Here is a 26075-nt window from a genome sequence, read left to right as displayed (position 1 = left end):
GTCGCACAACGGCCGCGACACGAATACGCCTCAGGATGGGTGGGCGGACGGGCCGCAGCAAGCGCTTCGGGCATATTCCGGCGATCGGGGGACAGGGCAGTGCATACTGTCCCGTTCACTCTCGCGAGCCTCGCACCGGCACTCGTCCGGCCCGGGCCGACGCCGGTCCCGCGGGGCCTGTTCGGACCCGCCCTGGGCGGGAACCTACCGCCGGACACCCCCGTCACCCCGCCCGCCACTCGCGAACCACCCGTGCGACATATGTCCAGCGGGTCTCGAACAGCGGCATCGGCGGACCGTCCCACGATATGACGAGCCGTCCCGACCCACCCGGCCCCGGCGACGACCGCAACGCCGACGACCGCAACGGCGACGACGGCGACCGCACCCACGCCCACACCCGCACCGAACCACGAGGCCGGGTTCCGTTCTTGCCCGAATCCCTCCCATCGCGGACCGGCCAGGGGATACCGTTGGGTAACGCCAGCGAACCGGGCAGGAGGGTGGTTCTCGATGGCCACCCCGGACGGGATCCCGCGCTGGGACGAGCAGTTGCAGCGACGCCTCGCCCGTGGCGAGGAGACCGCGCTCGGCGAACTGTACGACCGGCTCGCCCCGATGGTGCACGGCCTGGCCGGCCGGATACTCGCCGACCAGGCGGCCGCCGCCCAGCTCACCCGGGAGGTCTTCGCCCACGTCTGGGAGCACCCCGAGGACTTCGACCCGGCCCGGGGCTCGCTGCGCTCCTGGCTCGGCGCGCTCACCCACCGCCGCGCGGTCGAACGGCTGCGGGCGCGGCGCGGCGCCGAGCTGGCGCCGGAGCGCGGCGGGGCGGCCGAGCAGGAGATCCGGGCCGTCGCCACCGCCGCGCGCATGCAGTACGTGGTCGACTCCCTGCCCCAACCCCTGCGTGAGACCATCGCGGTGACGTACTACGACGGCCGTACCTACCAGGAGACGGCCCGGTTGCTCGGCATCAGCGAGCAGGCCGCCAAGCAGCGGATGCGGCTCGGCCTGGAGCTGCTGGCCACCGAACTGGCCGACGAACGCGCCCGCCAGGAGCACGGGGACGGGAACGGGGGCAGGTGAAGGTGAGCGTGCGAACCGTCGAGAGGTGCGCGGGCGGATGAGCGAGGAGCGGCACGACGCCCTGCGCTCGCTGCTCGGCGCCTGGTCCCTGGGCGCCTGCCCGCCGCGCGAGGCCGCCGAGTTGGAGCAGCACCTGCCGGCCTGCCCGGAGTGCGCCGATGAGGCGGACCGACTGCGCGAGGCGGCCGGTTGGCTGTCCCTGGACGAGCCGCTGGACCAGCCCGGTTCGCTGCGCCAGCAGGTGCTGGACTGGTGCCTGGCCCGCCGCCCGGCCGAACTGCCCGTCCCCGCCTGGGGGATGCCGTACACCGCGGAGACCGCCAAGCTGGACGCGCTGCTGCGCGACCTCGGCCCGGAGGAGTGGCAGGAGGTGGCCGAACTGCCGTGGCACGGCGGCACCGAGCTGCTGCGCCCGGCCGAGGTGCTGGGCCGGCTGACCGCGGCGGACGGCTTCCTGGCACTCGCCCTGGGCCTGCCCGACCCGGTGCCGGCCGCCGCCGGGCCCGGGCCGGTGCCGGTCGCGGAGCGGCGAGTGCCGCCGCAGGAGGCCGCCGTCCCGGTGCCGCGGGTGCCCCCGCAGGGCGGCCGGTACGCGGCGGACGCGGCGCGGACCGCCCGGCTGCTCGCCGACCAGGCCGGGCTGCCGCCCCGGTCGGTGCGCTCCCGGTGGCGGCAGCAGACCCACGACCTGGTGCGCAGCGCCGCGCTGGCCCCGCAGGGCAGCACTCCGGTCGACCTCGGTTTCGCGGTGCTGCCGCTGCGCGACGCCTTCGTGGAGCGCGCCCTGGAGTGCTTCGTGCACGGCGAGGACGTGGCCCGCGCGGTGGCCTACCCGTACGCTCCGCCGTCGCCGCAGCACCTGCGGCAGATGGTGGAGCTGGTGGTCCGGCTGCTGCCGCGGGCGCTGGCGGGGCTGCGCGCGGCGCAGCCCGCGCCCGCCGGGGCGCCGTCCGGGGACGGTCGGACCGTTCGGCGGGTGCGGCTGGTGGTGGACGGTCCGGCGGCCGGCGAGTGGTTGGTGCCGCTGGACGGCGGGCCGAGCGGTCCGGCCGGACCGGCCGGACGGGTGGGGCTCGCCGTCGGGGAGCCGGTGGCCTCGATGGTGCTGGACGGCCTGGAGCTGTGCCAGTTGGCGGCCGCGCACCGGGACCCGGACCGGCTGCCGGTGGGCGAGCACGGTGACCGGGCCGCGGTCCGCGAGGTGCTGCACGCGCTGCCGCTGCTGGCGCGGCCGTAACGCTCCTGCAGCGCTTGCCGCGCGGACGCCCGGCGCGTTCGCGGGGACGACCGGCGCTTGCGCGCGGACGCCCGGCGCTTACGCGAAGACGACCGTCCTGGTCCCGTCCAGCAGCACCCGGTGCTCGCTGTGCCACTTGACCGCGCGGGCCAGCGCCTGGCACTCGACGTCCCGGCCGAGCGCGACCAGCTGGTCCGGGCTGACGTCGTGGGTGACCCGGGCCACCTCCTGCTCGATGATCGGGCCCTCGTCGAGGTCGGCGGTGACGTAGTGCGCGGTCGCGCCGATCAGCTTCACGCCGCGGGTGTGCGCCTGGTGGTAGGGCTTGGCGCCCTTGAAGCTCGGCAGGAAGGAGTGGTGGATGTTGATCACGCGGCCCGACAGCTCGGTGCAGAGCTGGTCGGAGAGCACCTGCATGTAGCGGGCCAGCACGACCAGTTCGACGTTCTCCTTCTCGACCAGGTCGAGCAGCTGCCGCTCCGCCTCGGCCTTGGTGTCCCGGGTGACCGGGATGTGGTGGAAGGGGACGCCGTAGCTCTCGGTGAGGTCCTGGAGGTCGGTGTGGTTGGAGACCACCGCGGCGATCTCCACCGGCAGGGCGCCGATCCGGGTGCGGTAGAGCAGGTCGTTCAGGCAGTGCCCGAACTTGCTGACCATGAGGACGATCCGCATCCGCTGCTCGGTCGGGTGGATCTGCCAGTCCATCCCGAAGGAGGCGCCGATCGCGGCGAAGCTGGCCCGCAGCTTGTCGGCGGTGACCGGTTCGGGGGCGGAGAAGTGCACCCGCATGAAGAACAGTCCGGTGTCCCCGTCCCCGAACTGCTGGCTGTCGATGATGTTGCAGCCGGTCATGAAGAGGTAGCTGGAGACAGCGTGGACGATGCCCTGCTTGTCGGGGCAGGACAGCGTGAGGACGTACTGGGCGCTGGCCGGCTGCTGTTCCACTGCGGGTATCCCGTTCTGAGGTCGTACGAATGCGTGACGCGCGTGCGTGAATGGTCCAGCGTGTCACATCCTGGACAGTCGCCGCCCCGCTGCCCGTACTGCGGGACGGCGCCGACCGGCGGTGCACCGCGGACCACGCCCCAGGCCTTCGCCCCAGGCCCCGCCTCGGACCTCGCCCCGGGCCTCCGCCCCAGGCCCCGCCTCGGACCTGGGTCAGGCCTCGCCTCAGACCTGGGTCAGGATGCGCAACACGTCCAGGGACTTGGGTACCGCGTCCGGGTCGTCCCCGTCCCCCGCGGCGAGGGCGACGTGCGCCTCGCGGGCGGCCCGGACGGTCTCCGGCCAGCCGGGGTGGCCGAGGTACGCGGAGGCCGGGGCGTCGGCGCCGACCTCGTGCAGCATCTGGACCGCGCGCAGCACCGCGACGTCGACCAGGGCGGCCTCGGCGGAGTCGCGGAAGATGGTGCCCACGTACTTCTCGGCGGACCAGCGGTCCAGCCAGGTGTCCTCGACCAGCCGGTAGACGGCGTCGGTCACGTCCCCGTAGCCCTCCCGGCCGGTGAGCCAGGCCTCGTGCTGGAAACCGGGGTCGGACAGCATGTGCAGCGCCGAGCGGAGTCGGGCTCGCCAGCGCCACCAGGGCAGGTCGTTGAGCGGCATGCCGCCCATCGTGCTGGAGCGGTGGCCCGGACGAGAAGGGTTTCGGGCGGACCGGTGCGAAGAATCTGTGCTGGCGGACATGGTGGACGATCGTACGTTCCCCGTCTGTTCGTGCTCCACTCGCGATCTACACGCGTACCGACCCGGATTTCGGTGTCCGTTGGCCGAGCGTTCACATTTCGTCCCTCTCGGCTTGCGGCTCCGGGGCTTGGCTGTCCCCCGGTGCGCCGGATGGCGCCCCAGAGAGGGAAGACCGATGACCCGCCGAAGGGACTCGTCCCGGGCCCGTCCCACGATCAGCGGACGCCGCCCGCGCCGCCCGATCGCCGCCGCGGTGACCGCCGCGGTGCTGTTCCCCACCCTCTTCTCGGCCTCCGCGTGCGGCGGACCGGCCGGGGCCTCCACCGCCGCCGACGACCTGACCGTGATGACCTGGGCCCCGTCCGGCACCGGCTCCGCGGACCGGCCCGGCATGACCGCGCTCGCCGAGTCGATCGGCCGGGACGTCAACGTCAAGGGCGGTCTGAGCGGTCACCGGCTGCACGTGATCACCTGCAACGAGCACAACACCGCCGACGGCGCCAAGGCCTGCGCCCAGCAGGCGGTGGACGCCAAGGCGGTGGCCGTGCTCGGCTCCTACAGCCAGTGGGGCGACGCCTTCATGCCGGTGCTGGAGCGGGCCGGCATCCCGCTGATCGGCGGCTACGGCCTGTCCCAGCCCGAGTTCTCCAGCCCGCTGTCCTACCCGGTGGACGGCGGCATGCCCGCGCTGATCGCGGGCAGCGGCCGCCAGTTGGTCGACGCCGGCTGCAAGGCCGTCTCGCTGATCCGCCCGGACACCCCGGCCGGTGACAACCTGCTCGGCTACCTGGGCAACGCGCTCAAGCCGGCCGGCATCAAGCTGCTGGACGTGAAGGCGCCCGAGCAGTCCTCGGACTACAGCCAGGTGGTCCGCAAGGCGATCGGCAGGGACGAGCCGGGCAACTGCCTCACCAGCGCCCTGGCCGCCGAGCCGACCGGGAACCTGCTGGACGCCTACCGGCGGCAGAACGTGAGGAACACCCGGATCGCCTCGGTGATCGGCAGCGTCCAGCAGTCGGTGGTCGACTCCACCGGCGGCGACGCCGGCCCGCTGGCCGGCGCGTTCGTCACCAGCTGGTACCCGCCGGAATCGGCCAAGACCTGGGACGGGCTGCGCGCGGTGGTCCGCTCCCAAGCCACCGACGGGCACGCCATCGACGTCTCCGACCCGGGCGTGCAGACCACCTGGGTCGCCTACGAGGTGTTCCGGGTGGTGGTGGAGAAGCTCACCGCGGCCGGCAAGCCGGTCGAGGCGAAGTCCGTCGACGCCCTGCTGGACAGCGGCGAGGGCATCGACGTCGGCCTCACCCCGCCGCTGAACTGGGGCACCACCAACATGCTGCCCAGCACCGAGTCGCCCCGGCTGGTCAACACCTGGGTCACCTACCAGGTGGTCAGGAACGGTCGGATGACCTTGCAGCAGCCGGGCTTCGTGGACGTCCGCTGGGTCCTCACCGGGGCCCGCTCCCCGTCCTGACCCACCCCGCCCTGACCCGCCCCGCCCCACACCGCGCACGGACGGGCGGACGGGCGGACGGGCCCTGCGTGGGCCCGCCCTCCGGTGTCCGGGGTCCGCTACAGGTCGCCGTCGCCGCGGCTGGGCAGGCCGGCCTGGGTGGCGATCGCGTTCCACAGGGTCGAGGCCTGCTTCTTCGCGGTGGTCGCCGTGCCGCTGGCCTGCACGGCGTTCTTGTAGTGCTGGTTGCCGGTGTCCGGCTTCTTCGGGTCGCAGGAGGACTGGGCGTCGCCCGCCCAGGCCGCGTACTCGTCGTCGGCCTGGGCCGAGGCCGTCCAGGCCGCGTTGAGCTGCTCGACCAGCTGCTGGCCGCCGGGCAGCTTGTCCGTCTTCAACTGGCCGAGCTTGGTCTGCAGCTCACGCCGCTTGCCGGCCGCGGCCGCCAGCGCCTGCTGCGAGTCGGGGAGCTTGTCGCACTTCTGCACCGAGGCGACCGCCGAGACCACCGCGCTGCGGCTGTCGCTCGCGGTGCCCAGCAGGTCGGACAGCGGCTGGGCCTGCGCCTTGACCTCCGGGTCGGCGGCGGCGCCGGAGCCGCTCGCGCTCGCCGCGCCGCTGGCGGTGCTGCCGGTGGCCGCGACCGGGGCGGTCTTCTGGCCGCCCTTGGCGGTGTCGTCGCCGCCGCTCATCAGCACGGCGACCAGCACACCGGCCGCCGCGAAGCCCGCGACCACCCCGCCGATGACCAGCTTGTTGGAGGACCGGCCACCGCGGCCGCCGCGCCCCGCCTGGGTGGCGTCCTGGTCCGGCCGGTAGCCGTCCGACCCGTAGCCGTCGGTGGCGTAGCCGTCCTGGCCGTAGCCGTCCGGCTGGGCGTAGCCGCCCTGCGCCGGGTAGCCCGGCTGGGGCTGCTGCGGCTGGTGCGGCTGCTGCTGCGCGGCCTGCGGGTAGCCCTGGTAGCCGGGCGCGGCCTGCGGCGGGACGCCGTAGCCGGGCTGCGGCGCCGGGTAGCCGCCCTGCGGGTCGCCGGCCGGGTACGGCGGCAGGTGCTGGGTCTCGGGGGCCGGCTGGGCCTGCGGCGGGGCACCGTAACCCCCCTGCGGCGGTGCACCCCAGGCGGGCTGCTGGGGCGGCATCGCCTGGGTGGGCGGCGCCTGCGCGCCCTCGCCCAGGTACTCGGGCTGCCCGGACGGCCGGCCCACCGGCGGCACGGCCGTGGGGCCCTGCTGCTGGCCCGGCTGGCCCTGGGGCTGGCCGGGCTCGGGGCGGAACAGGTCGTCCAGGTTGAAGTCACCCGAGTTGTACGAGCGGCGCTGACTCAACGCGATTCCTCACCTGTGCAGGACCGCGCACTGGCGGCGGACCACATCTCGTCGGTTCTTGGGAGCATCACAGTTCCTTGGACGTCGCGCCCACGCTACCGGTTCGCCTCACCGGGTGACCACGCGGGCGGGACATTCCCACACGCTCCCTGCACAGACGATGGTCAGGCCGCCTCCGCGTCCGCCCTGGCGTGGAACTCGCGCACCACCCGCTGCTCCCGGTAGGGCTCCAGCCGGCGCCGGAACTCGTCCAGGTACTCCACGCCCCGGTTGGAGCGCAGCCCGCTGAGCAGCCGCACCGCCTGGGTGCCCGTCTCGCAGGCGCGTTCCAGGTCGCGTTGCTGGAGCTGGGCGGTGGCGAGCAGCACGAGGTCCACCGCGCGGCGGCGGACCCGCGTCGGCGGGTGCAGGTCGAGCGCCCGGCGGGCGTAGTGCTCGGCCGGCCCGGCCTGTTCGAGGTCCCGGTGGCAGTGGGCGAGTTCGTCGGCGAGGTAGGCGTCGTCGAAGTGGGCGATCCAGTCCGGGTCGTCCTCGGGGCGGCGCTTCTCCATCATCTCCAGCGCCTTGGCCGACACCGCCTCGCAGGAGCGGGCGTCGCCGAGCAGGGCGTGGCCGCGGGCCTCGGCGGCGTAGAACATCGCCATCGCCGTCGGGGTGGCCACCGTGCGGGCGCCCTCCTGGGCGGCGCGGGCGAGCTGGGCGATCTCCCGCGGGTTGCCGAGGGTGGCCGCCAGGTGGCTCATCGAGGCGGCCAGCACGTAGCCGCCGTAGCCGCGGTCGTCGGCGGCCTGGGCGAGCCGCAGGGCCTGGATGTAGTAGCGCTGGGCCAGCCCGGGCTGCCCGGTGTCCACCGCCATGTACCCGGCCAGTTCGGTCAACCGGGCCACCGCGGCGAAGAGTTGGCGCCCGGTCTCCTCCCGGTAGGCGCCGCCGAGCAGCCCGGAGACCACCGAGTTGAGGTAGTGCACGACGACCGGGCGGACATGGCCGCTGCCGAAGCGGTGGTCCAGGTCGACCAGCATCGCGGTGGTCGCCTTGATCGCGGCCACGTCCGTCGGGCCGACCCGGGGGCCGCCGGTGCGGGCCACCACCGGGTCGGGCGGGGTGATCAGCCAGTCCCGGCTGGGCTCCACCAGCGCGGAGGCGGCGACCGTCGCCCCGGTGAGGAAGTCCCGCCGGCCGACGTCACTGCGCCACAGCTCGCACACCTGCTCCAGGGCCGCGTTGAGGGTCGGCGCGAACTGCAGCCCGATGCCGGAGCTGAGGTTCTTGCCGTCGGCCATGCCGATCTCCTCGACCGACACGCTGCGGCCGAGCTTGCGCCCGAGCGCCTCGGCGATCACGGCCGGCGCCTGACCGCGCGGTTGCTGCCCGCGCAGCCAGCGGGCGACGGAGGTCTTGTCGTAGCGCAGGTCCAGTCCGTGCTCCGCGCCGCACAGGTTGACCCTGCGGGCCAGGCCGGCGTTGGAGCAACTGGCCTCCTGGATCAGTTGCTGCAGGCGCTCGTTGGGCTGTCGTGCGACGAGTGGTCTCGCGGCCATTGGGCTTCGCCTCCCCACACCCTCCGGTCCCGGCCGGCGGGCGACGATGTGCTGATCTGTTGCCGACTGTCCGACCGTCCAAGGAATCTGACACCAGGTTAGCGATCAGCAACGCCAGCGGGATACCCACGGTGACGAACCGCACCCCCCGCGCGCCCTGGGGAATGCTTCCGTGCGCCCCCGCTGCGCCTGCCTCCGCCCGCCCCAACTCGCTTGAGTCACCGGTTCGGGTGACATTGCCGGGATGCGGCCGACCGGGGCCCGCCGGGCCGTAACCAGCCTCACGCACGGTAGTTGAGCAGCCCGTGGAAGACATCCCCGACGCCCCCGGCCAGGACAAGAACGCCGGCCTGCCCCCGCTGCTGATCGAAGCCGTCGGCTACGCCGAGAACCGCCACTGGGAGGTGGCCCCGGGCGCCTGGCTGATCGACGGCGACGGACCCGCCCGCTGCTCCTGCGGCGACCAGCGCTGCCCCCAGCCGGGTGCCCACCCGCTGGACGCGGACTGGGCCCGCAAGGCGAGCGCCGGACCGGGCGCGGTGCGGCGCTGGTGGACCGAACGGCCCAAGGCCTCGATCCTGCTGCCCACCGGCCGGTCCTTCGACGTCCTGGACGTGCCGGAGACCGCCGGATGCCTGGCACTGGCCCGGATGGAGCGGATGGACCTCCAGCTCGGCCCGGTCGTGGTGCTGCCCAGCTCGCCCGGCCGGGTCGGGCGGCGGCTGCACTTCCTGGTGCTGCCCGGGGTCGCGGCCAAGCTGCCGGAGATGCTCCGCAAGCTCGGCTGGCCGCCCGGGCGGCTGGACCTGGTCGCCCGCGGCGAGGGGGACTGGACGGTCGCCCCGCCCTCGCGGATCGGCTCCACCGGTTACGCCCAGTGGGCCCGCTCCCCCTCCGAGTCCAACCGCTGGCTGCCGGACGCCGCCGAGCTGATCAGCCCGCTCGCCTACGCCTGCGGCCGCGAGGCGCCCGCCCAGCAGCTCCAGGCCGCCCAGCCGGCCGGCGTCTGAACGGCCGAAGCCTGCCGCCCTGCGCCGATCGGGTGAGGGCGTGCACCGCGCGACACAACGCGCGCGACTGACGGGCCTTGTCTCCCACCGGAGGCGGGGCCCGTCACACGCATGTGCGGATAAGGCCTCGGTCTACCCGCTGGTCAACCGGGAAAGCCCCTCGTACGAGTGACAGCGCTCAAGGATTGCCATGATCGGCCGAGGGGAGGAATTGCGGTGTGTGGGGTCGCCGGAAGGGTCGCTCGGACGGGGAAGCCGGGCGAGGCGGTGGAGGGGCCGGGAGGGAACGGGAGGGGCAGGAGGGGACCGGGAGGGAGCCGGGGAGGGACGGGAAGGGCCCGCTGCACGGGGAGCAGCGGGCCCCGACCGTCACGTCGCGCGGAGCTTCCGGACCGCCGCACGGGGCGGGGCGATCGGGCCCCGGCGGTCGGGCGCGGGTCAGGCCTGGGCGACGAAGACGTGCTGGGCGATGTCCTTGCCCAGCTCCGCCGCGTTGTCCCCGGTGCCGACCAGCACGCCGCCGGCGCCGGTGCCGACGGTCACCTTGATCGTGGAGCCCGGCCGGACGCCGGCCCGGCGCAGGGTGCTCATCAGCTCGCTGTCGGTCTGGATCGGCTCGCCGATCCGGCGGACCACCACGTCCGCCCCGGCCTCGCCCGGCTTGACGGTGTCCAGCGGGACGAGCGCGGCGTCGAAGCCCTCGCCCTCGGCCTTGGTGTCGCCCAGCTCGTCCAGCCCCGGGATCGGGTTGCCGTAGGGGGACTGGGTCGGGTGGCCGAGCATGGCGAGCACCTTGCGCTCGACCGTCTCGCTCATCACGTGCTCCCAGCGGCAGGCCTCCTCGTGCACCTGCTCCCACTCCAGGCCGATCACGTCGACCAGCAGGCACTCGGCGATGCGGTGCTTGCGCATCACGCGCACCGCGAGCCGGCGGCCCTCCTCGGTCAGTTCGAGGTGGCGGTCCCCGGCGACCTGGAGCAGCCCGTCGCGCTCCATCCGGCCGACCGTCTGGCTGACCGTGGGGCCGCTCTGCTCCAGCCGCTCCGCGATCCGGGCACGCATCGGGACGATGCCCTCTTCCTCCAGCTCCAGGATGGTGCGAAGGTACATCTCAGTGGTGTCGATCAGCCCAGACATCGCCGCTGGCTCCGTTCTTCGGTGTCCTCACCGCCAATTCTGACGTACCGCACCGACAACCGGGCCCGCCCCGGGGTTTCCGGGACCGGTTTTCGTTCCTGTTGACAGCGGTGCCGCCGGGGCGCGACCGTGCTCGCCGTAGCTTTCTCCACTGGCGGTCCGGGCCATCCCGGCCGCCCCACCCGGCCGGCGCCCCCACCGGCAGAGAGCGAAGGCAACCGATGAACGACCTGGTCGGCCGGTACTTCGACGCCGCGATCGCCCACCTGAACCGGGTCCGCGCGGAGGAGTCCGACACCATCGAGGCGGCGGCCGCCCTGCTGGCCGAGGCGATCACCGAGGGCCGTCGGATCTTCACCTTCGGCGCCGGGCACTCCTCGCTGGCGGCCCAGGACGTGGTCTACCGGGCCGGCGGGCTGGTCCCGATGAACCTGCTGAACGTGCCCGGGATGGCCGGGGTGACGATGATGCCCGCGCCGCTGTCCAGCGCCCTGGAGCGGGTGTCCGGGCTGGCCACCTCGACCCTGGACCTGACCCCGGCGACCAGCGGGGACCTGCTGTTCCTGATCTCGCTCTCCGGCCGCCAGGTGATGCCGGTCGAGCTGGCCCGGTACGCCCGGGACCGCGGCCTGAAGGTGATCGGGGTGACCTCGCTGGCCTACCCCGCCGAGGTGCCCTCGGCGCACCCCTCCGGCACCTACCTCAAGGACCACTGCGACGTGGTGCTGGACAGCAAGGTCGCGGTGGGCGACGGCGAGCTGACCCACCCGGGCGCCGAGACCTCCTTCGGCCCGGTCTCCACCATCGTCACCAGCGCGCTGATGCAGGCCGTGGTCGCCGCCGCGGTCGGCCTGCTGGCCGACCGGGCCGCCGCCGGGGACGCCGCCGCGCCGCCGCTGTTCCGCTCCGGCAACGTGCCGGGGGGCACCGAGTGGAACGCCAAGCAGATGGCCGAGAACGCCGAGCGCATCCTCTACACCTACTGACGACCGCACCTACCGACGACCACGCCTACCGACGACGCCTTGCTGACGGCCCGCAACCGTCCGACTACGGGGCGTACCGGACAATCCACCGGGCCTTCCCGGCCATTGCGCGGCGCCCCGGCGACGGCCAGGCGTACCGGCGACCCGCCCGGGGCAGGAGAGCGGAGGGACCGGAGCGACGGGTGGGGGCCGAGCATGGCGTCTGGTGCGGGACGGACCGGGTGGGTGCGCGAGCGGGAGCTGCTGCCCGAGTTCTTCTGGGCCGCCGACGCGGCCTCGCTGCGCGGCCAGCGCCGTTCGGTGCTGCTCTCCGCCTGGGAGCTGCTCCTGCTGCTGGTCGCGGCCGCGACCGGCTCGGCCGACGGCGAGCCGTGGGCCTGGCCGGCCGCCGCGGCCTACCTGGGCGCGATGGCGCTGGCGGTGGTGATCGGCCGGCAGAACCCGCAGGGCCTCTGGTACGAGGGCCGGGCGGCCGCCGAGTCGGTGAAGACGCTGGCCTGGAAGTTCGCCGTCCGGGCGGACGCCTACCAGCCGCCGCCGCACAGCCTGCCGGACGCCGAGGGCCTGTACCGCTTCCAACTCGCCCGGGTGCTGGGCGCGTTCCGGGGCGGCCCGGTGGCGGTGCCGGCGACCGGGGTGGACATCACCCCGGCCATGCGCGACCTGCGCGGGCAGCCGCTGGCGGTACGCCGCGAGGTGTACCTGAACGAGCGGATCCGGGTGCAGCACGACTGGTACCGCGACAAGGCCCGCTACTGCGCCCGCGCCGGCTACTGGACCGGCGTGCTGGGGGTGCTGCTGCCGGCGCTGGGCCTGGCGCTGGCGGTGCTGCGGGCGCTCGGCGCCTTCACCTACGACGCGCTGGGCACGGTGTCGGCGGTGGCCGCCTCGGTCACCGCCTGGGCGCAGCTGCGCCAGTACCGCCCGCTGGCCGCCGCGTACGGGCTGGCCGCCGAGGAGCTGGAGCTGATCCGCCTGCAACTCGCCCGGCTGGACCTGGAGTCGATGGACGCCGAGGAGATCTGGGCCCGGCTGGCCCGGGACGCCGAGGACGCGGTGTCCCGCGAGCACACCACCTGGCAGGCCCGCCGGGAGGTGCGTACCACCACCGACCGGGAGTACTGAGGAGGAACGCGTGGCGTTACGGATGGTCAAAGCGGCGGACGGTCGCGCCCTCGCCGTGGAGTCCCTCGGCGACCCGCGCGGCCGTCCGGTGTTCCTGCTGCACGGCATGCCGGGCAGTCGGGTCGGGCCGCATCCGCGCAGCACCGTGCTGTACCGGCTGGGGGTGCGGCTGATCTCCTACGACCGGCCGGGCTACGGCGACTCGACCCGGCTGTTCGGCCGCCGGGTGTCGCACGCGGCGGCCGATGTCCGCACCATCGCCGACGAGTTGGGGCTGGGCGACTTCGCGGTGCTGGGCCGCTCCGGCGGCGGCCCGCACGCGCTGGCCTGCGCGGCGATGCTGCCGGGGCGGGTCAGCCGGGTGGCGGTGCTGGTGGGGCTGGCGCCGCGGAACGCGACCGGCCTGGACTGGTACGCGGGGATGACCCCGTCCAACGTCCGCGCCTACCGGGAGGCGGAGCGCGGGCACGGCCGGATCGCCGACGCGATGGAGTTCCGCTCCCGGCAGATCAAGGACGACCCGGTCCGGCTGCTGAACGGGCTGCGCACCGAACTGTCGCCCGCCGACCGGGAGGTGGTGGCGGACAGCGGGCTGCGCCGGATGCTGCAGAGCAACTACCGGGAGGCGTTCCGGCACGGTGCGGACGGCTGGATCGACGACGTGTTGGCCTTCACCGCCGACTGGGGCTTCGACGTCGGGTCGATCGGGGTGCCGACCTGGCTGTGGCACGGCGCGGACGACCAGTTCTCGCCGGTCGACCACTCGCGCTGGCTGGCCGACCACATCCCGGGCGCCGAGCTCTTCCTGGAGCCCGGCGCCGCGCACTTCGGGGCGTTCCGGGTGATGACCACGGCGCTGGCCTGGGCGGCGGGTTAGCGGCTCCGAGCGCCCGGCCGGTCAGCCCTTGACCGGGGTCAGCGGTTCGGAGCCGCCCAGCACCGCGAGGATGTTGTCCACCGCCAGGCCGCCCATCGCCTGCCGGGTCCGCACGGTGGCGCTGCCCAGGTGCGGGACCAGCACCGCGCGCTCCTGGGCGAGCAGCGCGGACGGGACGTCCGGCTCGTGCTCGAAGTTGTCCACGGCGGCGGCGAACAGCGCGCCGGACTCCAGGGCGGCGGCCAGCGCCTCCTCGTCGACCACGCCGGCGGTCATGCTGACCACCACCGCCCCGGGCGGCAGCAGGGCCAGCCGGCGGGCGTCCAGCAGGTGCCGGGTCTCCTCGGTGCACGGGCAGGTGACGACCAGCACGGTGGAGGTGGCGAGCAGGTCCTCCAACGGCTTCCACTCGGCGCCGTGGGCCTGTTCGGGCGGCAGGGCGCGGCGGTTGTGGTAGCTCACCGGCATGTCGAAGGCGGCGGCCCGGCGGGCCACCGACTGTCCGATCCGGCCCATGCCGAGCACGCCGAGCGGGGTGCCGGCCAGTTCCAGGCCGAGCAGGAAGTTCGGGCTCCAGGTCCAGGGCGTGCCGGAGCGCAGCAGCCGCTCGCCCTCGCCGAGCCGGCGGACGGCGGCCAGCAGCAGCGCCCAGGCGGTCTCGGCGGTGGCGTTGGTGAGCACGCCGGGGGTGTTGGTGACGATCACGCCGCGTTCGGCGCAGGCCGCCAGGTCGATGTTGTGGTAGCCGACGGCGTGGTTGGCGACGATCTCCAGCTGGGGGCCGGCGGCGTCCAGGAACTCGGCGTCCACCCGGTTGTTGAGGGTGGTGAGCACGGCCCGGCGGCTGCGGACGGCGGCGAGCAGTTCGGCCCGGTCCAGCTCCTCGTCGGTCTCGCGCACGGTGACGGCGTACCGGTCGGTGAGCCGTTCCAGGACGCCGGGCGCGGGGTGCCGGGTGACCAGGACGGGGGGCAGGGTACTCATGGCTCGGCAGCGTACCCCGCCCCCTCTCCCGACTACACGGGCTGCGGCTCCAGGTCGCGGTTGATCCGCTTCCAGCCGCGCGCGGAGACGGTGTTGGGGTGTTCCTCGCCGAACTGCCGGATCAGCTCGGAGATCGCCCGGGCGCGCAGTTCGGCGGCCTGGGTGTGCCGGCCGGCCGTGCGCAGGGTGATCGCCAGGTTGGCCTCGCAGGCGACCGCGTCCGGGTGCTGCGGCGAGTAGCGCCCGCACAGTCCCGCGTAGGCGGCCCGGCCGAGTCGCTCGGCGAGGTCGGTCTGCCCGTCGTCGCCGTAGGCGTTGGCCAGGTTGATCACCGCGTTGAGGGTGTACGGGTGCTCCGCCCCGACCGAGCGGGTCAGTCCGTCGACGGTGAGCCGGCCGCGCTCGATGGCGCCCTGGACGTCGCCGCTGCCGCGCAGGTAGATGCCCAGGTTGTTGGCGCAGGCCAGGGTGAACGGGTGCTCGTCGCCGAACAGCCGCCGGTGGCCCTCGAAGACGGTGGAGCAGAGGTCGCGGGCGGCCTCCTTGTCGCCGGAGGCGCTGTGGTCGGCGGCCAGGTTGAGCGCGCAGGCGAGCGCGTCGGGGGCGTCGGCGCCGTAGCGCTCCAGGTAGCGCTCGTAGGTCTCCTTGGTGATCCGGCGGGCCTCGGCGAGCTGGCCGATCCGGCGCAGTGAGACGGCCAGCGACTTGGCGTTGCGCAGGTTCTCCGGGAGGTCGGGGTCGAGGACGTCGCCGAGGTCGGAGGTGACCTCCTGGAGGAGGTCCACCGAGCCGCGGTAGTCGCCGAGTTCGCGCAGGTCGCGGGCCAGGTTGGACTTGGTGGACAGGGTGTAGGGGTGCTTGGGGCCGAGGACGGCGGTGCGCCGGTCGAGGGTCTCCTGGTCGAGTTCGCGGGCGGCCTCGCTGTTGCCGACCAGCCGGTAGTCGATGGCCAGGTTGTTGGCCATCGACAGGGTGCGCGGGTTGTCGTCCCCGAAGAGTTCGCGGAACTGCTCCAGGATCTCCTGGTCGAGGTCGAGCGCGGCCTGGAAGCGGCCGAGCGCCCGCCGGTCGGCGCCGAGCGAGCCGGCCGTCATCAGGGTGTACGGGTGGTGTTCGCCGAGCAGCACCCGCTGGCGTTCCAGGGTGGCCTCGTCCAGGGCCAGTGCCTCGGCGTAGTTGCCCTGGGAGCGCAGCACGTTGGCGAGTTGGAAGCGCAGCAGCAGGGTCTGCCGGTCGTCCTCGCCGAGCTTGCTGGTCCACTCGGCGTCGAGGGCGTGGCCGAGGTCGCGGGCGCGGTCGAGTTCGCCGCGCTTCCACAGGTAGCGGACCCGGTCGATGAGCAGCTGGCGGGTGTCGGCCTCGTCGCAGTTGTGCGCCTTGGAGGGCGACAGATGCGGCCAGATCTCGTCGAAGGCGGGCCAGTTGGCCGGGTCGTCGGTGTCGCCGAGGACGGGCCGGGCGCCGGTGAGGATGCGGTGCACCTCGTGGACGGCGATCTCCTGCTCGTCGTCGGTCATCCCGGCCCGGATCACCGCCTGGACGAGGCGGTGCACCTGGAAGCTGTTGCTGCCGGCGTCGACCTTGGCCAGCGCGTACCGGCCGATCGCCTGGATGACCTTGCCGAGCATGAACTTGTCGCTGAGGTCGGCGTCGTACTTCACCAGCGCCCGGATCATCTGGTCGCTGTAGAAGAGGTTCATCGAGATCGGCTCGGGCGCGAAGAAGGCGCACAGCTGGAGCAGCCGGACGGCCGCCGGGGACTGCTGGCGCAGCCGGCCGATCGAGACGTTCCAGGTCGCGGCGACCGGGGTCGGGTAGTCGGTGGGGTGGTCGACGGCGAGGGCGCGGGCGGCCTCGGCGTGCAGCTGGGCGACGTAGGTCTCCACCGGGGTGCCGGTGGTGTCCAGCCAGGCGGCGGCCACCTCGACGGCCAGCGGCAGGTCGCCGACGGCCTCGGCGACCCGGTCGGCGTCCGCGCGGGAGAGGCTGCGGGCGCGCCGGCACAGGTGCTCGACGCTCTCGCCGCGGGTGAAGACGTCGACCTCCAGCGCCTCGGCGTGGCCGGTCCAGGCCTGGTTGCGGGAGGTGACCAGGATGTGGCCGGAGCCGCCGGGGAAGAACCGGCGGATCTCGGAGGGCTCGTCGGCGTTGTCGAAGATCAGCAGCCAGCGCGAGGTGGGCACGCCGCGGCGCAGTGCCTCCCGGGCGGCCTCGGCGGCCTCGGTGACCGAGTCGCCGACCCGCAGGCCGAGGCGGCGGGCGAGTTCGGCGAGGGCCGGGGCGACCAGTTCGGTCTGCTCGGCGTCGATCCACCAGACCAGGTCGTAGTCGGACATGAACCGGTGGGCGTACTCCAGCGCGACCTGGGTCTTGCCGACGCCGCCGAGCCCGTACAGGGTCTGCGGGGTGGGCAGGACGGCCGCCATGCCGCCGCGCAGCTGGTTGCGCAGCTGCTCCAGGACGGCGGCGCGGCCGGTGAAGGAGGGGTTGCGCGGCGGGACGTCCCACACCGAGGGCTTGCTGCCGGGGAAGCGCGGGCCGCCGGCGGGGGCGTCGCCGAGCACGGCGTCACCGCGGCCGAGGGCGCGCAGCAGGCTCTGGATGGACTGGTTCTCGTCGCGGCCGACCAGGTCGACCGGGTTGCGGTTGCTGAACGGCGCGGTGAGCCGGACGTCGCCGACGCGCACCGGCAGCAGCTGGCGCCGGGTGCCGGAGGGGTCGGAGTTGACCACCGACTCCCAGAGCGCCCGGGCCTGCGGGGAGCGCTGGTAGGCGGGCGAGAGGACGGCGACCGTGCGGTAGGCGGAGTCGATGCCGCGCTCGGTCTCCTCGCGCGGGTCGGTGCCGGCGCTGAGGTCGCGCGGCAGCACCCGGAAGCCGGCCCTGGTCAGCACGGACTCGATCCAGTCCGCCCACATCCGGTCCTCGGGCACGTAGGACAGGTAGAGGTCGGCGGGCACGGACGGGCGGCGGCGGGTGAAGGCGTCGACGTAGCGCAGCCGCACCTCCTCGTCCATCGGCGGCAGTCCGGTGACCCGGCCCTCGGTGATCATCGAGGTGAGGCGCTCGCAGGCGGCCAGCATCGAGGTGGGGGTGCCGGTCTGGTCGCCGAAGGTGGCGAGGATCTCCTCGTAGGCGTAGAACGGCCGGTACGGGATCTCCACCGAGCCCCAGTAGCCGGCGAGTTCCTCGCCGCCGAGGCCGGCGGGCAGGCCGTCGAAGCGGACCCGGGCCAGGGCGCGGCCGGCGTCGGCCTTCTCCTTCTCGCCCTCGTCGATGCGCATCGGCACGGGCAGGATGCGGATGCCGCGGTCGCGGTAGCGGTCGTGGATGTGCTGGGCGATCCGGGAGGCGCCGTCGATGGACTGGTCGCTGAGGGTGAAGCAGACCACCAGGTCGTCGGGCATCTGCACGGTGCAGATCTCGGCGATGTCGGACAGGCCGGTGCGGGAGTCGATCAGCACGTAGTCGTAGCGCTTGGCCATGTCGGCCTTGAGCGCGTCGAAGAACTGCCCGCCGTCGAAGCGGTCGTAGAAGATGTCCCAGTCGAGGTGGGTGACGGCCTCGGAGTAGTCCCGGTTGAACTGACCGGCAGAGAGGAAGTCCAGGCTGCCGCCGGCCGGGAAGTACGGCCAGGAGAGCGAGAGGGCGTGCGGGTGCACCCGGGCGAAGTCCAGGTGCCAGCCCTCGGCGTGCTCGACCGGGCGCAGCGCCTCCTCGCGGTACTCGGCGATCAGGTCCATCATCCCGGTGGTGCCGGCCAGCGAGGCCGGGTCCAGGAACGGGTGGAAGAACTTGGCGAGGCCGGGCGCCTCCAGGTCCCAGTCGACGGTGAGCACCCGGAAGCCGTTGGCGGCCAGGATCCAGGCGGTGTTGGCGAGGGCCATGGTGCGGCCGGTGCCGCCCTTGTACGAGTAGAAGGTGATGATCCGGCCCTGGCGGTCCTGTTCGGCGGCCTGCCGGGCGGCCTCGCGGGCGGCGGCCAGTTCGGCGGCGCCGAGGCGCAGGTTCCTGGTGGTGTTGTCGCTCATCGGTGCGGTCCTCCCAAGGGCGCCATCCCAGCATCGGGGTCATCGCCGTCGTCACGGTCGTTGCGGTAGGGGCGATCGTTGTCACGGGCGGTGCGGACGGTGCGGTCGTCGGGGGCTCCGTAGTCCTCGCGGGAGAGCCGGACGGTGCGCTCCTCGGGGGCGGCGTAGTCCGCGCGGGAGAGCCGGACGGTGCGTTCCTCGGGGGCGCCGTAGTCGTCCCGCGCGGCGCGTTCGTCGCGTTCGTCGGGCTCGTCGCGGTTGCGGGCGTCCCGGTCGTCCCGGTTGCGGGCGTCCCGGTCGGCGCGGTCGTCCCGGTCCTCCCGGTCGGGGTCGTGGTCGCGGTCGAAGGGGTCCGGTCCGAAGGGTTCGGTGCGGTGCCCGCCGAAGCCGTCCGGCCCGTACGCCCCGGGGCCGCGGCGGAAGGCCTCGCGCAGGCTCGGCCGGGGCGCCGGGGGGTCCTCCGGTTCGGCCCTGGTCCGGCTCTCGAAGGCGTACTTGGCCTTCATCGCGGCGCGGGGCAGCGCGTCGTCGAAGTCCTCCAGGCTGTTCAGCCCGGTCGGGCCGGTCACGCCGAGGAAGCTCGGGCGCCCGGCCCGCCGGGTCTTGCGCAGCGTCTGGTCGCTCAGCCCGCTGAACTCGCCGTCCCGTTCGAGGCACTCCCGGTCCTCGGTGTTCCACGGTTCGAGGACGCTGACCCAGGTGGCGTCGGAGCGGTCGAAGCGGCGGACCAGCTCCCGGCGGCGCGGGTCGCGCAGCGCCCACCGGTCCAGCAGCAGCAGTCCGGGGGCCTCGGCGGTGCCCTCGATGATGGACTCGACCTCGTCGTCGAACTCGTGCACGGTCGGCTGGAACCCCAACTGCCGTGCCAGTCGCACGGCGTGCTGCGCGATGGGGGAGCCGGCGGGCCGGTAGGGGTGCCAGTCGGTGCGCCGGGCGCCGTAGAAGTCGGGGTTGCGGTCCTGCGGCAACTCGCCCTGGTGGTAGGTGAGTACCGAGATCCGCAGCTGCTTGGTCGGGGCGGACACGTTGAACGCGCTGGGCAGTCCGTTGAACTCCAGCCGCCGCCCGACCGGGATCACCGTCTCCTCCGCCACCTGCACGATCCGCGCCGCCAGCCGGTGCACGGCCAGCTCGTAGGCGGCCCGGAAGTAGCTGAGCTTCATCAGCGCGTACAGGCCCTCGGTGGCGTAGTCGGGCCCGAATCCCGCGTGGTTGAACTGGAGTTCGCTGGCCACTTTGGGCAGCCGGTAGCGGCTCATCGGCGCCCACAGCACCGGGACGATGCCGCTGGTGCGCTCCACGTCCATGGTCGCCGGGTAGACCGGTCGGCGGGTGAAGGCGTGCCACTCCTGGCCGCACGGAACGCTGTTGAAGTACCGGGGCGAGTACAGCGGCACGAACACCCGGCAGGTCGCCAGCTCCTCGGACAGCCGTTCGGCCCACAACTCGCCCTGGTGCATGGATTCGTCCATGAATCCGACCGGCACCCCGGCCGGGACGGTGGTGAGCTGGAGGACCGCCTCGCAGAGGTCCCGGTACAGCTGGCGCACCCAGTGGTTCGGGTCGCCGGCGCCCCGCGCGCCGGACTTCGGCGTGTGCGCGTAGGAGAGGAAGAAGTACGGCCGGGTCTCGTCCTCGTCCCAGCCCCGGTCAGTCACACGTGCCTCCCCCGGGCCCGTCGGCAACCTGGCTCCCGCAGCCCCCGTGCGGCGGGGTCTCAGTGTAGGAACGACTGACACCCCAATGGAATAGCACAGCGCCCCGCACGAATTGACATGACCGAAACGATGCCGCTGCCCTCTTGCGTGGAGCAGTACCCTCGTTGCGGCTGTTGTGAACGATCAGGAGGAGCCCTCATGGACCAGCTCAACTGGCAGCGGTCGAGTTTCAGTGTCGGTGAGGCCAACTACCTGGAGATCGCCTCCGCCGGGGACCTCGTCTACATCCGCGAGTCCGACCACCCCGACCTGGTCGTCACCACCACCCGGGTCAAGCTCAACGCCTGGATCCTGGGCGCCAAGGACGGCGAGTTCGACCACTTCGTCGGCCTCTGAGCCCTCACCCCTCCTCGCGGGCGCTGCCGTAGCGGGCGGCCAGCGCCCGTACCGTCCCGGCGATCCGCTCGCGGAGTTCGGCCGGTTCCAGCACCTCGACCTCGGCGCCCAGCCGCAGGAACTCCCCGTGGGCGTGGTCCACCGACTCGATCGGCACCCGGGCCCGCGTCCGGCCGCCCTCCCCCGGCGGCACCCCGAGCCGCCGGGCGCCCTCCGGGGTGAGCAGCACCAGCGCCTCCCCGGTGTGCAGCCGGGCCCGGAAGTCCGCCAGGTGGGCGCGCCAGTACGCCGGCAGGTCGAAGCCGTCCGGCACCTCGCACTCCTCCGGCAGCGGCCGCAGTTCGATGATCTGGTCGACCCGGTAAGTGCGCGTCCCGGACGGCCCGCCGGCCACCAGGTACCAGCGGCCCGCCTTGAGCACCAGCCCGTACGGCTCCACCCGCCGCTCGATCTCCTCCGGCGCCCGCCACCGCCGGTACCCCAGCACCACCGCCCGTCGCGCCCACACCGCCGCGGCGACGGCCGCCAGGTGCGGGGTCGCGTCCGGGTCCGCGTACCAGCCGGGGGCGTCCAGCAGGAACCGCTCCTGGATCCGCCCGGCGTGCTCGCGCAGTTCCACGGGGAGCGCGGCCCGCAGCTTGAGCTGGGCGGTGGCGAGGGCCCCGCCGAGGCCGAGGTCGGCGGCGGTGCCCGGGAGCGCGGCGAGGAAGGCGGCCTGGGCTTCCTCGGCGGTCAGCCCGGTGAGACGGGTCCGGTAGCCGTCGACCAGCCGGTAGCCGCCCTCGTGCCCGGCCTCGCCGTACAGCGGGATCCCGGCGGCGGCCAGCGCCTCCACGTCCCGGTAGACCGTCCGGACGGACACCTCCAGCTCCTGCGCCAACTGCCGGGCGGTCATCCGGCCCCGGTTCTGGAGCAGCAGGAGCAGGGTGACCAGTCGACTCGCGCGCACAGCGCCCAGTATTCACTGACAGAGGTTGTCAGTGAAGCGCCCCTAGCCTGCGACGCATGAACGACTTCGACTTCTTTCACGGCTCCTGGGACGTGGTCAACCGCCGCCTCACCGCACCGCTCACCGGCGGGGGCACCTGGGAGGAGTTCCCCGGCCGCACGGCGGTCCGGCCGCTGTTCGGCGGCGCGGGCAACATCGACGAGATCGACTTCCCCACCCTCGGCCGCCGGGGCGCCACCCTGCGCCTGTACGACCCGGAGGCGCGGCAGTGGTCGATCTTCTGGTCCGACAGCCGCACCGGTCGGCTGGACCCCCCGGTGATCGGCAGCTTCACCGGCGACCGCGGCGACTTCCACGGCGAGGACACCCTCGACGGCCGCCCGATCCGGGTGCACTTCACCTGGCACCGGCTCGGCCCGGACACCGCCCGCTGGGAGCAGGAGTTCTCCGCCGACGAGGGCCGCACCTGGGAGCTCAACTGGACCATGGACTTCACCCGCACCGGGCCGGCCCTGGGCGGGCTCGCCGCATGAGCCTCATCGTCGAACTGCGCCAGTACACCCTGCACCCCGGCGCCCGGGAGACCCTGATCGAGCTCTTCGAGCGGGAGTTCGTGACCGGGCAGGAGGCCGTCGGCATCACCCTCGGCGGCCGCTTCCGCGACCTGGACCACCCGGACCGCTTCGTCTGGCTGCGCGCCTTCCCCGACCTGGCCGCGCGCCGCCGGTGCCTGGAGGCCTTCTACGGCGGACCGGTCTGGCGGGCCCACCGCGATGCGGCCAACGCCACCATGGTCGACAGCGACGACGTCCTGCTGCTCCGCGGGCCCGGCTTCCTCCCGCCGCCGGGGGCCCGCGAGGTGCACGCCACCGTCTGCCACCCGTCCGACCACGCGTCCTTCGACGCGTACGCCGCCCGGCACCTCGGCCCGGAGCACGCGCTGCACCGCACCGAACACGCCGAGAACGACTTCCCCGTCCTCCCCGTCCGTACCGGCGAGGACGTCCGGGTCTGGTTCGGCCCGACCGAGCAGGAACCGCCCTGGCCCCAGCAACGCCTCCGCCTGGAACCGGTCACCGGTTGACGGCACTCGCCCAGCGGGCCGACGTGCTCCTCGCTGGGCCCCGTCGGATATCCGGTGGCGCACCCGTTCGCGGGCAACCAGGATCACGCCATGCATGTCTTCCTTGAGACCGAGCGGCTCGTCCTGCGTCCGTTCACCGAAGCCGACGCCGACCACCTCCTCGCGCTGGACAACGACCCCGAGGTCATGCGCTTCATCAACGGCGGCGAGCCGACCGGCCGGGAGACGGTCGAGGCGAAGGTCCTCCCCCGGCTCCTCCACGACCACCCGTGCACCGGCACCCGAGGCTTCTGGGCCGCCGAGGAGAAGGCCACCGGGACCTTCCTCGGCTGGTTCGAGTTCCGCCCCCTCGACGACCACGACCCCGCCGTCGTCGAGCTCGGCTACCGGCTCAACCAGGCCTCCTGGGGCAAGGGTTACGCCACCGAGGGCTCGCGGGCGCTGATCGACAAGGGCTTCACGGAGCTCGGGGTGGAGCGGGTCACCGCGAACACCATGACGGTCAACTCCCGCTCCCGGCGCGTGATGGAGAAGTCCGGCCTGACGTTCCTGCGGAACTTCACCGGCGACTGGCCCGACGCGATCCCCGGCTCCGAACACGGCGAGGTCGAGTACGAGCTCACCCGCGCCGAGTGGCAGCAGCGCCACTGACCGCACCCCGACCGCACCCCGAACGGGTCACCGGCTGGGTCACGGGCCGGGTCACCGGCTGGGTCACGGGCCGGGTCACCGGCCGACGAGCTGCGCGAGCTCGTCGGCCGACTCGGGGGTCAGGCGGTAGAAGCCCTGGAGGCTGACGGAGCGTTCGAGGCGGCCGTCCACCAGGTACTTCAACCCTCGGGCCCTGCCCCGCTGGTTGCGCCAGGCGAGCCGCCCGAGCAGCTCGCCGGGTATCCGCTGGTCGAAGCGCACGGGCGTCCCGTCCACGTGGACGGCCTCGGCACCGCAGCCGCCCGCTCCGAGCATCCACCAGGCGTCGTGCCCTGGAAAGGCGGGGTCCTCCCAGGTCGCTCGGGCGGCGCCGCAGCACTCGCCGGGCTCCCGGTCGACGATCCGCATCCGGCTCACCACGAACACCTCGCACCGGCTGACGTGCAGCGCGTACACCTCGTCCCCGGCCTCGGCCGTCGACCAGGCGGGCAGCGACTGGTGCACCCCGCTGTAGGCGACGGGCGGCCGCTCGCCCACCCGGCCCCCCTTGCGCAGGGCACGGCAGGTGTCGTGGGTCCAGAGGACGGTGAAGGCATCGGGCATGGCGCCGATCCTAGGAACGGGGTCGGACAGCCGGACTCCGTACGCTCAGTGGTGCCAGGCCTGTCCTCCGGTGTTGTGGATGAACCGCTGCAGGACTTTCAGCGTGGTCAGGTACTCCTCGTCGGAGACGCCCGCATGGCGCTCGGCCCAGAGCTCGTCCTGGAGAGCGGCCGCCCGGTCGAAGAACGCCCGGCCTTCGGAGGTCAGTACGAGCGGGCCTCCGGCGGGCTCGGCGACCCAGCCGCGCTCGACGGTCGCGTCGATCTCGGCGTCGAGAGCGTCCTGCCCGGTGTCGAGGTAGTCGCGCAGGACGGCGGAGACGTCGTCGCGGGTCCTCGGCTCCTCGGCCCGGGCGAGCTGGGCGAGCACCCACCACTGCGGCTGCGTGGCACCGAGCTCGGCCAGCGCCCCACGGGTGCGGTTGACGACGGCCTTGTACGCGGCCCAACTCCAGTAGCCGACGGGCTGCTTGATCAATTCGGCATCGCTGTGCGAGTACTCCACGGCCGATCCCTCCCCTTCGCATCGGTCATTTCGACACGACCGACACTAGAAGGTGAAGCCGACTTGAGGTCAAGCGTTCCGTCCGCGCCTCCTCGCCAGTAGCAAACTTGGCACCGCTCAGTTCCGGTGCCGCTTGAACTCCCGCAGCAGTGCGAGCAGGTTGATCACCGTACTGGCGGGGACGTTGCCCAGATCCACGAGCACCCGACCGTCCAGGACGGTCTCGCCCGGCTTGGCGGACGGCCAGAGCAGGCCGAACTCACGCCCCTCGGTCCGGAGTTCCACGATCAGCCCGGTGAGCTGGGGGCCGGTGAGGTGGTGGATCGCCGGATCGGCCGGGTGGATCGGATGGAGGGCGTTCACGCGGCACCATCGCCCTGCGACAGCTCGAACCAGACCCGCTTGCCCAACGTCTGCGGCTCGGCGCCCCACCGGTGGGTGAGCCCCTCCACCAACTGCAACCCACGGCCGCACTCGGAGAGTTCGGAGGGCTTGCGGCGTTCGGGGAGGAGGGGGCTGAGGTCGGCCACGTCGACCCGGAGGGTGCCGGACTCGACGGAGATGACGACGACCGGCGCGGGGGTCCGGCCGTGCCTCCAGGCGTTCACGATCAGTTCCGCGAGGGCGAGTTCGGCATCCGCGATCGCGGCGAGGTCGTACCCGGCGCGCGCCATGGCCTCGCGCAACAGTTCACGGGACACGTGGAGGGAGGGGGAGTTGAGGTTGGGGTCACACATGGGGAGTCTCCCAGCGGTGCAAGAGTTGGTGAGTTGACTGTAGGGCCAACCACCACAATCCTGCAACACTCTCCGTGCTTGGATCTATACTGCGAGTAGGTGGCCATCGGCAGCCGAACCTCTGCGCGAGAAGGGCATATGAATGGGATTCAGGACCGTGATCAGCGAGAGGCAACGTCGACTTGGCGATGAACTGCGACGTCTTCGAACCGGTGCGGGTATGTCCCTGCCGGAGCTCGGCGATCTAGTCGGCATGAAGGGCCCGGCCGTCAGTCACACGGAGTCGGCCAGGCTTGGTATCAATCCTGTTCGCCTGAACCTCTGGCTCGACGCCTGCCATGCCAACGACCCCGAATACCGCGCGGGCCTGCTCGACATGAGCCAGAGCAACGGCAAGGGCTGGTGGACCGACTACCGGCACCACGTCCCGACCTCAGCCCTTGATCTCGCCGAGTTCGAGCGCAGCGCCACCCGACTGGATACCTACGAGACGCTACTCATCCCGGGCCTGCTGCAGACCAAGGCTTACAGCGAAGTCATCCTCGACTACTCGGAGAAGCCCGTCGAGTTCCGCCAGGAGCGGCAACAAATCCTGAGCTCTGAGAACAAGACGCCATTCCACGCCGTAATCCACGAGGCTGCGCTACGAATGATGTACGGCGGGCCAACCATCATGCGCGACCAGTTGAACCACCTGATCGAGGTCGGCAGGTTGCCTCACATCACCATCCAGATCCTGCCGTTCGACTGCACTGTCTTCGCCAGGACCGACACCCCATTCATGCTGCTTCACGGCGGACACACCAAGCTGGACACCGTTCTGATGGAGCAGCCCCAGGGCTCGCCATTTCTCGGCGATCCCGAAGCAGTAGCCTCATTCCGGCGGCAGTTCGAACGACTCAGGGGCTTGGCACTCCCACCCTTGTCGGCAAGTGCGTCCGAACCGTCGCCCACCTCTCGCGACTCCTGGGGCTTGCTCCAGCACGTTCGATACGCAGTACAAGGAAGGTAA

Annotated in this window: 25 protein-coding genes; 12 read left to right on the top strand and 13 right to left on the bottom strand. The window is 73.0% G+C overall.

What is annotated here, in order from left to right:
• The first annotated feature begins 513 nt into the window (after positions 1 to 513).
• Positions 514 to 1089, top strand: a complete 576-nt coding sequence (locus tag ACZ58X_RS14440) for a sigma-70 family RNA polymerase sigma factor (protein ID WP_470333974.1) — start codon at positions 514 to 516, stop codon at positions 1087 to 1089.
• Positions 1090 to 1126: 37 nt separating this feature from the next.
• Positions 1127 to 2326 carry a zf-HC2 domain-containing protein gene (locus ACZ58X_RS14435; RefSeq protein WP_470333973.1) on the top strand — a complete coding sequence of 400 codons (1200 nt, stop codon included), beginning with the start codon at positions 1127 to 1129 and terminating at the stop codon, positions 2324 to 2326.
• Between the two features lie 78 nt (positions 2327 to 2404).
• Here the strand turns inward: ACZ58X_RS14435 and purU are convergent, their stop codons facing one another.
• Together purU and ACZ58X_RS14425 are read right to left on the bottom strand one after the other, a co-directional pair.
• Positions 2405 to 3271 (bottom strand): formyltetrahydrofolate deformylase, encoded by an 867-nt coding sequence (gene purU / locus ACZ58X_RS14430; RefSeq protein ID WP_470333972.1) that lies wholly within the window; start codon positions 3269 to 3271, stop codon positions 2405 to 2407.
• A gap of 225 nt (positions 3272 to 3496) precedes the next feature.
• The gene (locus tag ACZ58X_RS14425; protein ID WP_470333971.1) at positions 3497 to 3931 is read right to left on the bottom strand and encodes an SCO4402 family protein; all 435 of its coding nucleotides are present in this window, start codon (positions 3929 to 3931) and stop codon (positions 3497 to 3499) included.
• A 256-nt stretch (positions 3932 to 4187) separates the two neighbouring features.
• Between ACZ58X_RS14425 and ACZ58X_RS14420 the strand changes: the two genes are divergently transcribed.
• On the top strand, positions 4188 to 5489 hold the full coding sequence (locus ACZ58X_RS14420) for an ABC transporter substrate-binding protein (RefSeq protein ID WP_470333970.1): 1302 nt from the start codon (positions 4188 to 4190) through the stop codon (positions 5487 to 5489).
• A 98-nt stretch (positions 5490 to 5587) separates the two neighbouring features.
• Here the strand turns inward: ACZ58X_RS14420 and ACZ58X_RS14415 are convergent, their stop codons facing one another.
• Positions 5588 to 6790, bottom strand: a complete 1203-nt coding sequence (locus ACZ58X_RS14415; RefSeq protein WP_470333969.1) for a hypothetical protein — start codon at positions 6788 to 6790, stop codon at positions 5588 to 5590.
• A gap of 164 nt (positions 6791 to 6954) precedes the next feature.
• Complete coding sequence (locus tag ACZ58X_RS14410; RefSeq protein ID WP_360239228.1) at positions 6955 to 8331, bottom strand: transcriptional regulator; 1377 nt, start codon at positions 8329 to 8331, stop codon at positions 6955 to 6957.
• A gap of 305 nt (positions 8332 to 8636) precedes the next feature.
• Here ACZ58X_RS14410 and ACZ58X_RS14405 point away from each other — a divergent pair, with 305 nt between their 5' ends.
• The gene (locus ACZ58X_RS14405; RefSeq protein WP_375888897.1) at positions 8637 to 9341 is read left to right on the top strand and encodes a bifunctional DNA primase/polymerase; all 705 of its coding nucleotides are present in this window, start codon (positions 8637 to 8639) and stop codon (positions 9339 to 9341) included.
• Between the two features lie 438 nt (positions 9342 to 9779).
• On the opposite strand, the gene ACZ58X_RS14400 is transcribed toward ACZ58X_RS14405, so the two are convergent.
• Entirely contained in the window at positions 9780 to 10478 is a 699-nt protein-coding gene (locus tag ACZ58X_RS14400; protein ID WP_470333968.1) for a metal-dependent transcriptional regulator, read from the bottom strand.
• A 221-nt stretch (positions 10479 to 10699) separates the two neighbouring features.
• On the opposite strand from ACZ58X_RS14400, the gene ACZ58X_RS14395 reads away from it, so the two are divergent.
• The 3 genes from ACZ58X_RS14395 (at position 10700) to ACZ58X_RS14385 (ending at position 13466) form a co-directional block, all read left to right on the top strand.
• Positions 10700 to 11464 carry an SIS domain-containing protein gene (locus ACZ58X_RS14395; protein WP_470333967.1) on the top strand — a complete coding sequence of 255 codons (765 nt, stop codon included), beginning with the start codon at positions 10700 to 10702 and terminating at the stop codon, positions 11462 to 11464.
• A 225-nt stretch (positions 11465 to 11689) separates the two neighbouring features.
• Positions 11690 to 12589 carry a DUF4231 domain-containing protein gene (locus ACZ58X_RS14390; RefSeq protein ID WP_470333966.1) on the top strand — a complete coding sequence of 300 codons (900 nt, stop codon included), beginning with the start codon at positions 11690 to 11692 and terminating at the stop codon, positions 12587 to 12589.
• A 22-nt stretch (positions 12590 to 12611) separates the two neighbouring features.
• Positions 12612 to 13466, top strand: a complete 855-nt coding sequence (locus tag ACZ58X_RS14385) for an alpha/beta fold hydrolase (RefSeq protein ID WP_402489232.1) — start codon at positions 12612 to 12614, stop codon at positions 13464 to 13466.
• 21 nt (positions 13467 to 13487) lie between these two features.
• On the opposite strand, the gene ACZ58X_RS14380 is transcribed toward ACZ58X_RS14385, so the two are convergent.
• From ACZ58X_RS14380 to ACZ58X_RS14370, 3 genes are read right to left on the bottom strand one after another with little or no spacing between them, the layout of a single operon-like run.
• Positions 13488 to 14450 (bottom strand): 2-hydroxyacid dehydrogenase, encoded by a 963-nt coding sequence (locus ACZ58X_RS14380; RefSeq protein WP_470333965.1) that lies wholly within the window; start codon positions 14448 to 14450, stop codon positions 13488 to 13490.
• Between the two features lie 32 nt (positions 14451 to 14482).
• Positions 14483 to 18481: an FxSxx-COOH system tetratricopeptide repeat protein gene (gene fxsT, locus ACZ58X_RS14375; protein WP_470333964.1), complete on the bottom strand. Its 3999-nt coding sequence runs from the start codon at positions 18479 to 18481 to the stop codon at positions 14483 to 14485.
• Positions 18478 to 20139 carry a TIR-like protein FxsC gene (locus ACZ58X_RS14370; protein WP_470333963.1) on the bottom strand — a complete coding sequence of 554 codons (1662 nt, stop codon included), beginning with the start codon at positions 20137 to 20139 and terminating at the stop codon, positions 18478 to 18480. Before ACZ58X_RS14370 ends, fxsT begins: the two co-directional genes overlap by 4 nt.
• Positions 20140 to 20337: 198 nt before the next feature.
• Here ACZ58X_RS14370 and ACZ58X_RS14365 point away from each other — a divergent pair, with 198 nt between their 5' ends.
• Positions 20338 to 20535, top strand: a complete 198-nt coding sequence (locus ACZ58X_RS14365) for a DUF397 domain-containing protein (protein WP_360239249.1) — start codon at positions 20338 to 20340, stop codon at positions 20533 to 20535.
• Between the two features lie 4 nt (positions 20536 to 20539).
• On the opposite strand, the gene ACZ58X_RS14360 is transcribed toward ACZ58X_RS14365, so the two are convergent.
• On the bottom strand, positions 20540 to 21484 hold the full coding sequence (locus ACZ58X_RS14360) for a helix-turn-helix transcriptional regulator (RefSeq protein WP_470333962.1): 945 nt from the start codon (positions 21482 to 21484) through the stop codon (positions 20540 to 20542).
• A gap of 56 nt (positions 21485 to 21540) precedes the next feature.
• Between ACZ58X_RS14360 and ACZ58X_RS14355 the strand changes: the two genes are divergently transcribed.
• The 3 genes from ACZ58X_RS14355 to ACZ58X_RS14345 all read left to right on the top strand — a co-directional run bounded on the left by ACZ58X_RS14355 (position 21541) and on the right by ACZ58X_RS14345 (position 23219).
• The gene (locus ACZ58X_RS14355) at positions 21541 to 22017 is read left to right on the top strand and encodes a hypothetical protein (RefSeq protein ID WP_470333961.1); all 477 of its coding nucleotides are present in this window, start codon (positions 21541 to 21543) and stop codon (positions 22015 to 22017) included.
• Positions 22014 to 22568 (top strand): NIPSNAP family protein, encoded by a 555-nt coding sequence (locus ACZ58X_RS14350; RefSeq protein WP_470333960.1) that lies wholly within the window; start codon positions 22014 to 22016, stop codon positions 22566 to 22568. Before ACZ58X_RS14355 ends, ACZ58X_RS14350 begins: the two co-directional genes overlap by 4 nt.
• A 90-nt stretch (positions 22569 to 22658) precedes the next feature.
• Positions 22659 to 23219, top strand: a complete 561-nt coding sequence (locus tag ACZ58X_RS14345) for a GNAT family N-acetyltransferase (protein ID WP_470333959.1) — start codon at positions 22659 to 22661, stop codon at positions 23217 to 23219.
• 75 nt (positions 23220 to 23294) lie between these two features.
• Here ACZ58X_RS14345 and ACZ58X_RS14340 read toward each other — a convergent pair whose 3' ends face one another.
• The 4 genes from ACZ58X_RS14340 to ACZ58X_RS14325 all read right to left on the bottom strand — a co-directional run bounded on the left by ACZ58X_RS14340 (position 23295) and on the right by ACZ58X_RS14325 (position 25063).
• Positions 23295 to 23822, bottom strand: a complete 528-nt coding sequence (locus ACZ58X_RS14340) for a hypothetical protein (protein ID WP_470333958.1) — start codon at positions 23820 to 23822, stop codon at positions 23295 to 23297.
• Positions 23823 to 23867: 45 nt separating this feature from the next.
• Complete coding sequence (locus tag ACZ58X_RS14335) at positions 23868 to 24326, bottom strand: MarR family winged helix-turn-helix transcriptional regulator (RefSeq protein ID WP_470333957.1); 459 nt, start codon at positions 24324 to 24326, stop codon at positions 23868 to 23870.
• 117 nt (positions 24327 to 24443) lie between these two features.
• A complete protein-coding gene (locus tag ACZ58X_RS14330) occupies positions 24444 to 24689 on the bottom strand; it encodes a hypothetical protein (RefSeq protein WP_470333956.1) in 246 nt (81 codons plus the stop codon).
• The gene (locus ACZ58X_RS14325; protein ID WP_470333955.1) at positions 24686 to 25063 is read right to left on the bottom strand and encodes an ATP-binding protein; all 378 of its coding nucleotides are present in this window, start codon (positions 25061 to 25063) and stop codon (positions 24686 to 24688) included. Before ACZ58X_RS14325 ends, ACZ58X_RS14330 begins: the two co-directional genes overlap by 4 nt.
• A 157-nt stretch (positions 25064 to 25220) precedes the next feature.
• Between ACZ58X_RS14325 and ACZ58X_RS14320 the strand changes: the two genes are divergently transcribed.
• Positions 25221 to 26075 (top strand): helix-turn-helix domain-containing protein, encoded by an 855-nt coding sequence (locus ACZ58X_RS14320; RefSeq protein WP_470333954.1) that lies wholly within the window; start codon positions 25221 to 25223, stop codon positions 26073 to 26075.

The organism is Kitasatospora sp. NPDC040550, from assembly GCF_055594965.1.
Note: the sequence above shows the minus strand (reverse complement) of the source record. Positions and strands in the feature narration are given on the sequence as shown.

What these genes read in the sequence shown, in the direction of transcription:
- ACZ58X_RS14435 (WP_470333973.1), top strand. Translation starts at nt 1,127, where the DNA reads ATGAGCGAGGAGCGGCACGACGCCCTGCGCTCGCTGCTCGGCGCCTGG.
- ACZ58X_RS14340 (WP_470333958.1), bottom strand. Translation starts at nt 23,822, where the DNA reads ATGCCCGATGCCTTCACCGTCCTCTGGACCCACGACACCTGCCGTGCC.
- ACZ58X_RS14350 (WP_470333960.1), top strand. Translation starts at nt 22,014, where the DNA reads ATGAGCCTCATCGTCGAACTGCGCCAGTACACCCTGCACCCCGGCGCC.
- fxsT (WP_470333964.1), bottom strand. Translation starts at nt 18,481, where the DNA reads ATGAGCGACAACACCACCAGGAACCTGCGCCTCGGCGCCGCCGAACTG.
- ACZ58X_RS14365 (WP_360239249.1), top strand. Translation starts at nt 20,338, where the DNA reads ATGGACCAGCTCAACTGGCAGCGGTCGAGTTTCAGTGTCGGTGAGGCC.
- ACZ58X_RS14410 (WP_360239228.1), bottom strand. Translation starts at nt 8,331, where the DNA reads ATGGCCGCGAGACCACTCGTCGCACGACAGCCCAACGAGCGCCTGCAG.
- ACZ58X_RS14325 (WP_470333955.1), bottom strand. Translation starts at nt 25,063, where the DNA reads ATGTGTGACCCCAACCTCAACTCCCCCTCCCTCCACGTGTCCCGTGAA.
- ACZ58X_RS14395 (WP_470333967.1), top strand. Translation starts at nt 10,700, where the DNA reads ATGAACGACCTGGTCGGCCGGTACTTCGACGCCGCGATCGCCCACCTG.
- ACZ58X_RS14355 (WP_470333961.1), top strand. Translation starts at nt 21,541, where the DNA reads ATGAACGACTTCGACTTCTTTCACGGCTCCTGGGACGTGGTCAACCGC.
- ACZ58X_RS14385 (WP_402489232.1), top strand. Translation starts at nt 12,612, where the DNA reads ATGGTCAAAGCGGCGGACGGTCGCGCCCTCGCCGTGGAGTCCCTCGGC.
- ACZ58X_RS14420 (WP_470333970.1), top strand. Translation starts at nt 4,188, where the DNA reads ATGACCCGCCGAAGGGACTCGTCCCGGGCCCGTCCCACGATCAGCGGA.
- ACZ58X_RS14380 (WP_470333965.1), bottom strand. Translation starts at nt 14,450, where the DNA reads ATGAGTACCCTGCCCCCCGTCCTGGTCACCCGGCACCCCGCGCCCGGC.
- ACZ58X_RS14440 (WP_470333974.1), top strand. Translation starts at nt 514, where the DNA reads ATGGCCACCCCGGACGGGATCCCGCGCTGGGACGAGCAGTTGCAGCGA.
- ACZ58X_RS14425 (WP_470333971.1), bottom strand. Translation starts at nt 3,931, where the DNA reads ATGCCGCTCAACGACCTGCCCTGGTGGCGCTGGCGAGCCCGACTCCGC.
- ACZ58X_RS14345 (WP_470333959.1), top strand. Translation starts at nt 22,659, where the DNA reads ATGCATGTCTTCCTTGAGACCGAGCGGCTCGTCCTGCGTCCGTTCACC.
- ACZ58X_RS14400 (WP_470333968.1), bottom strand. Translation starts at nt 10,478, where the DNA reads ATGTCTGGGCTGATCGACACCACTGAGATGTACCTTCGCACCATCCTG.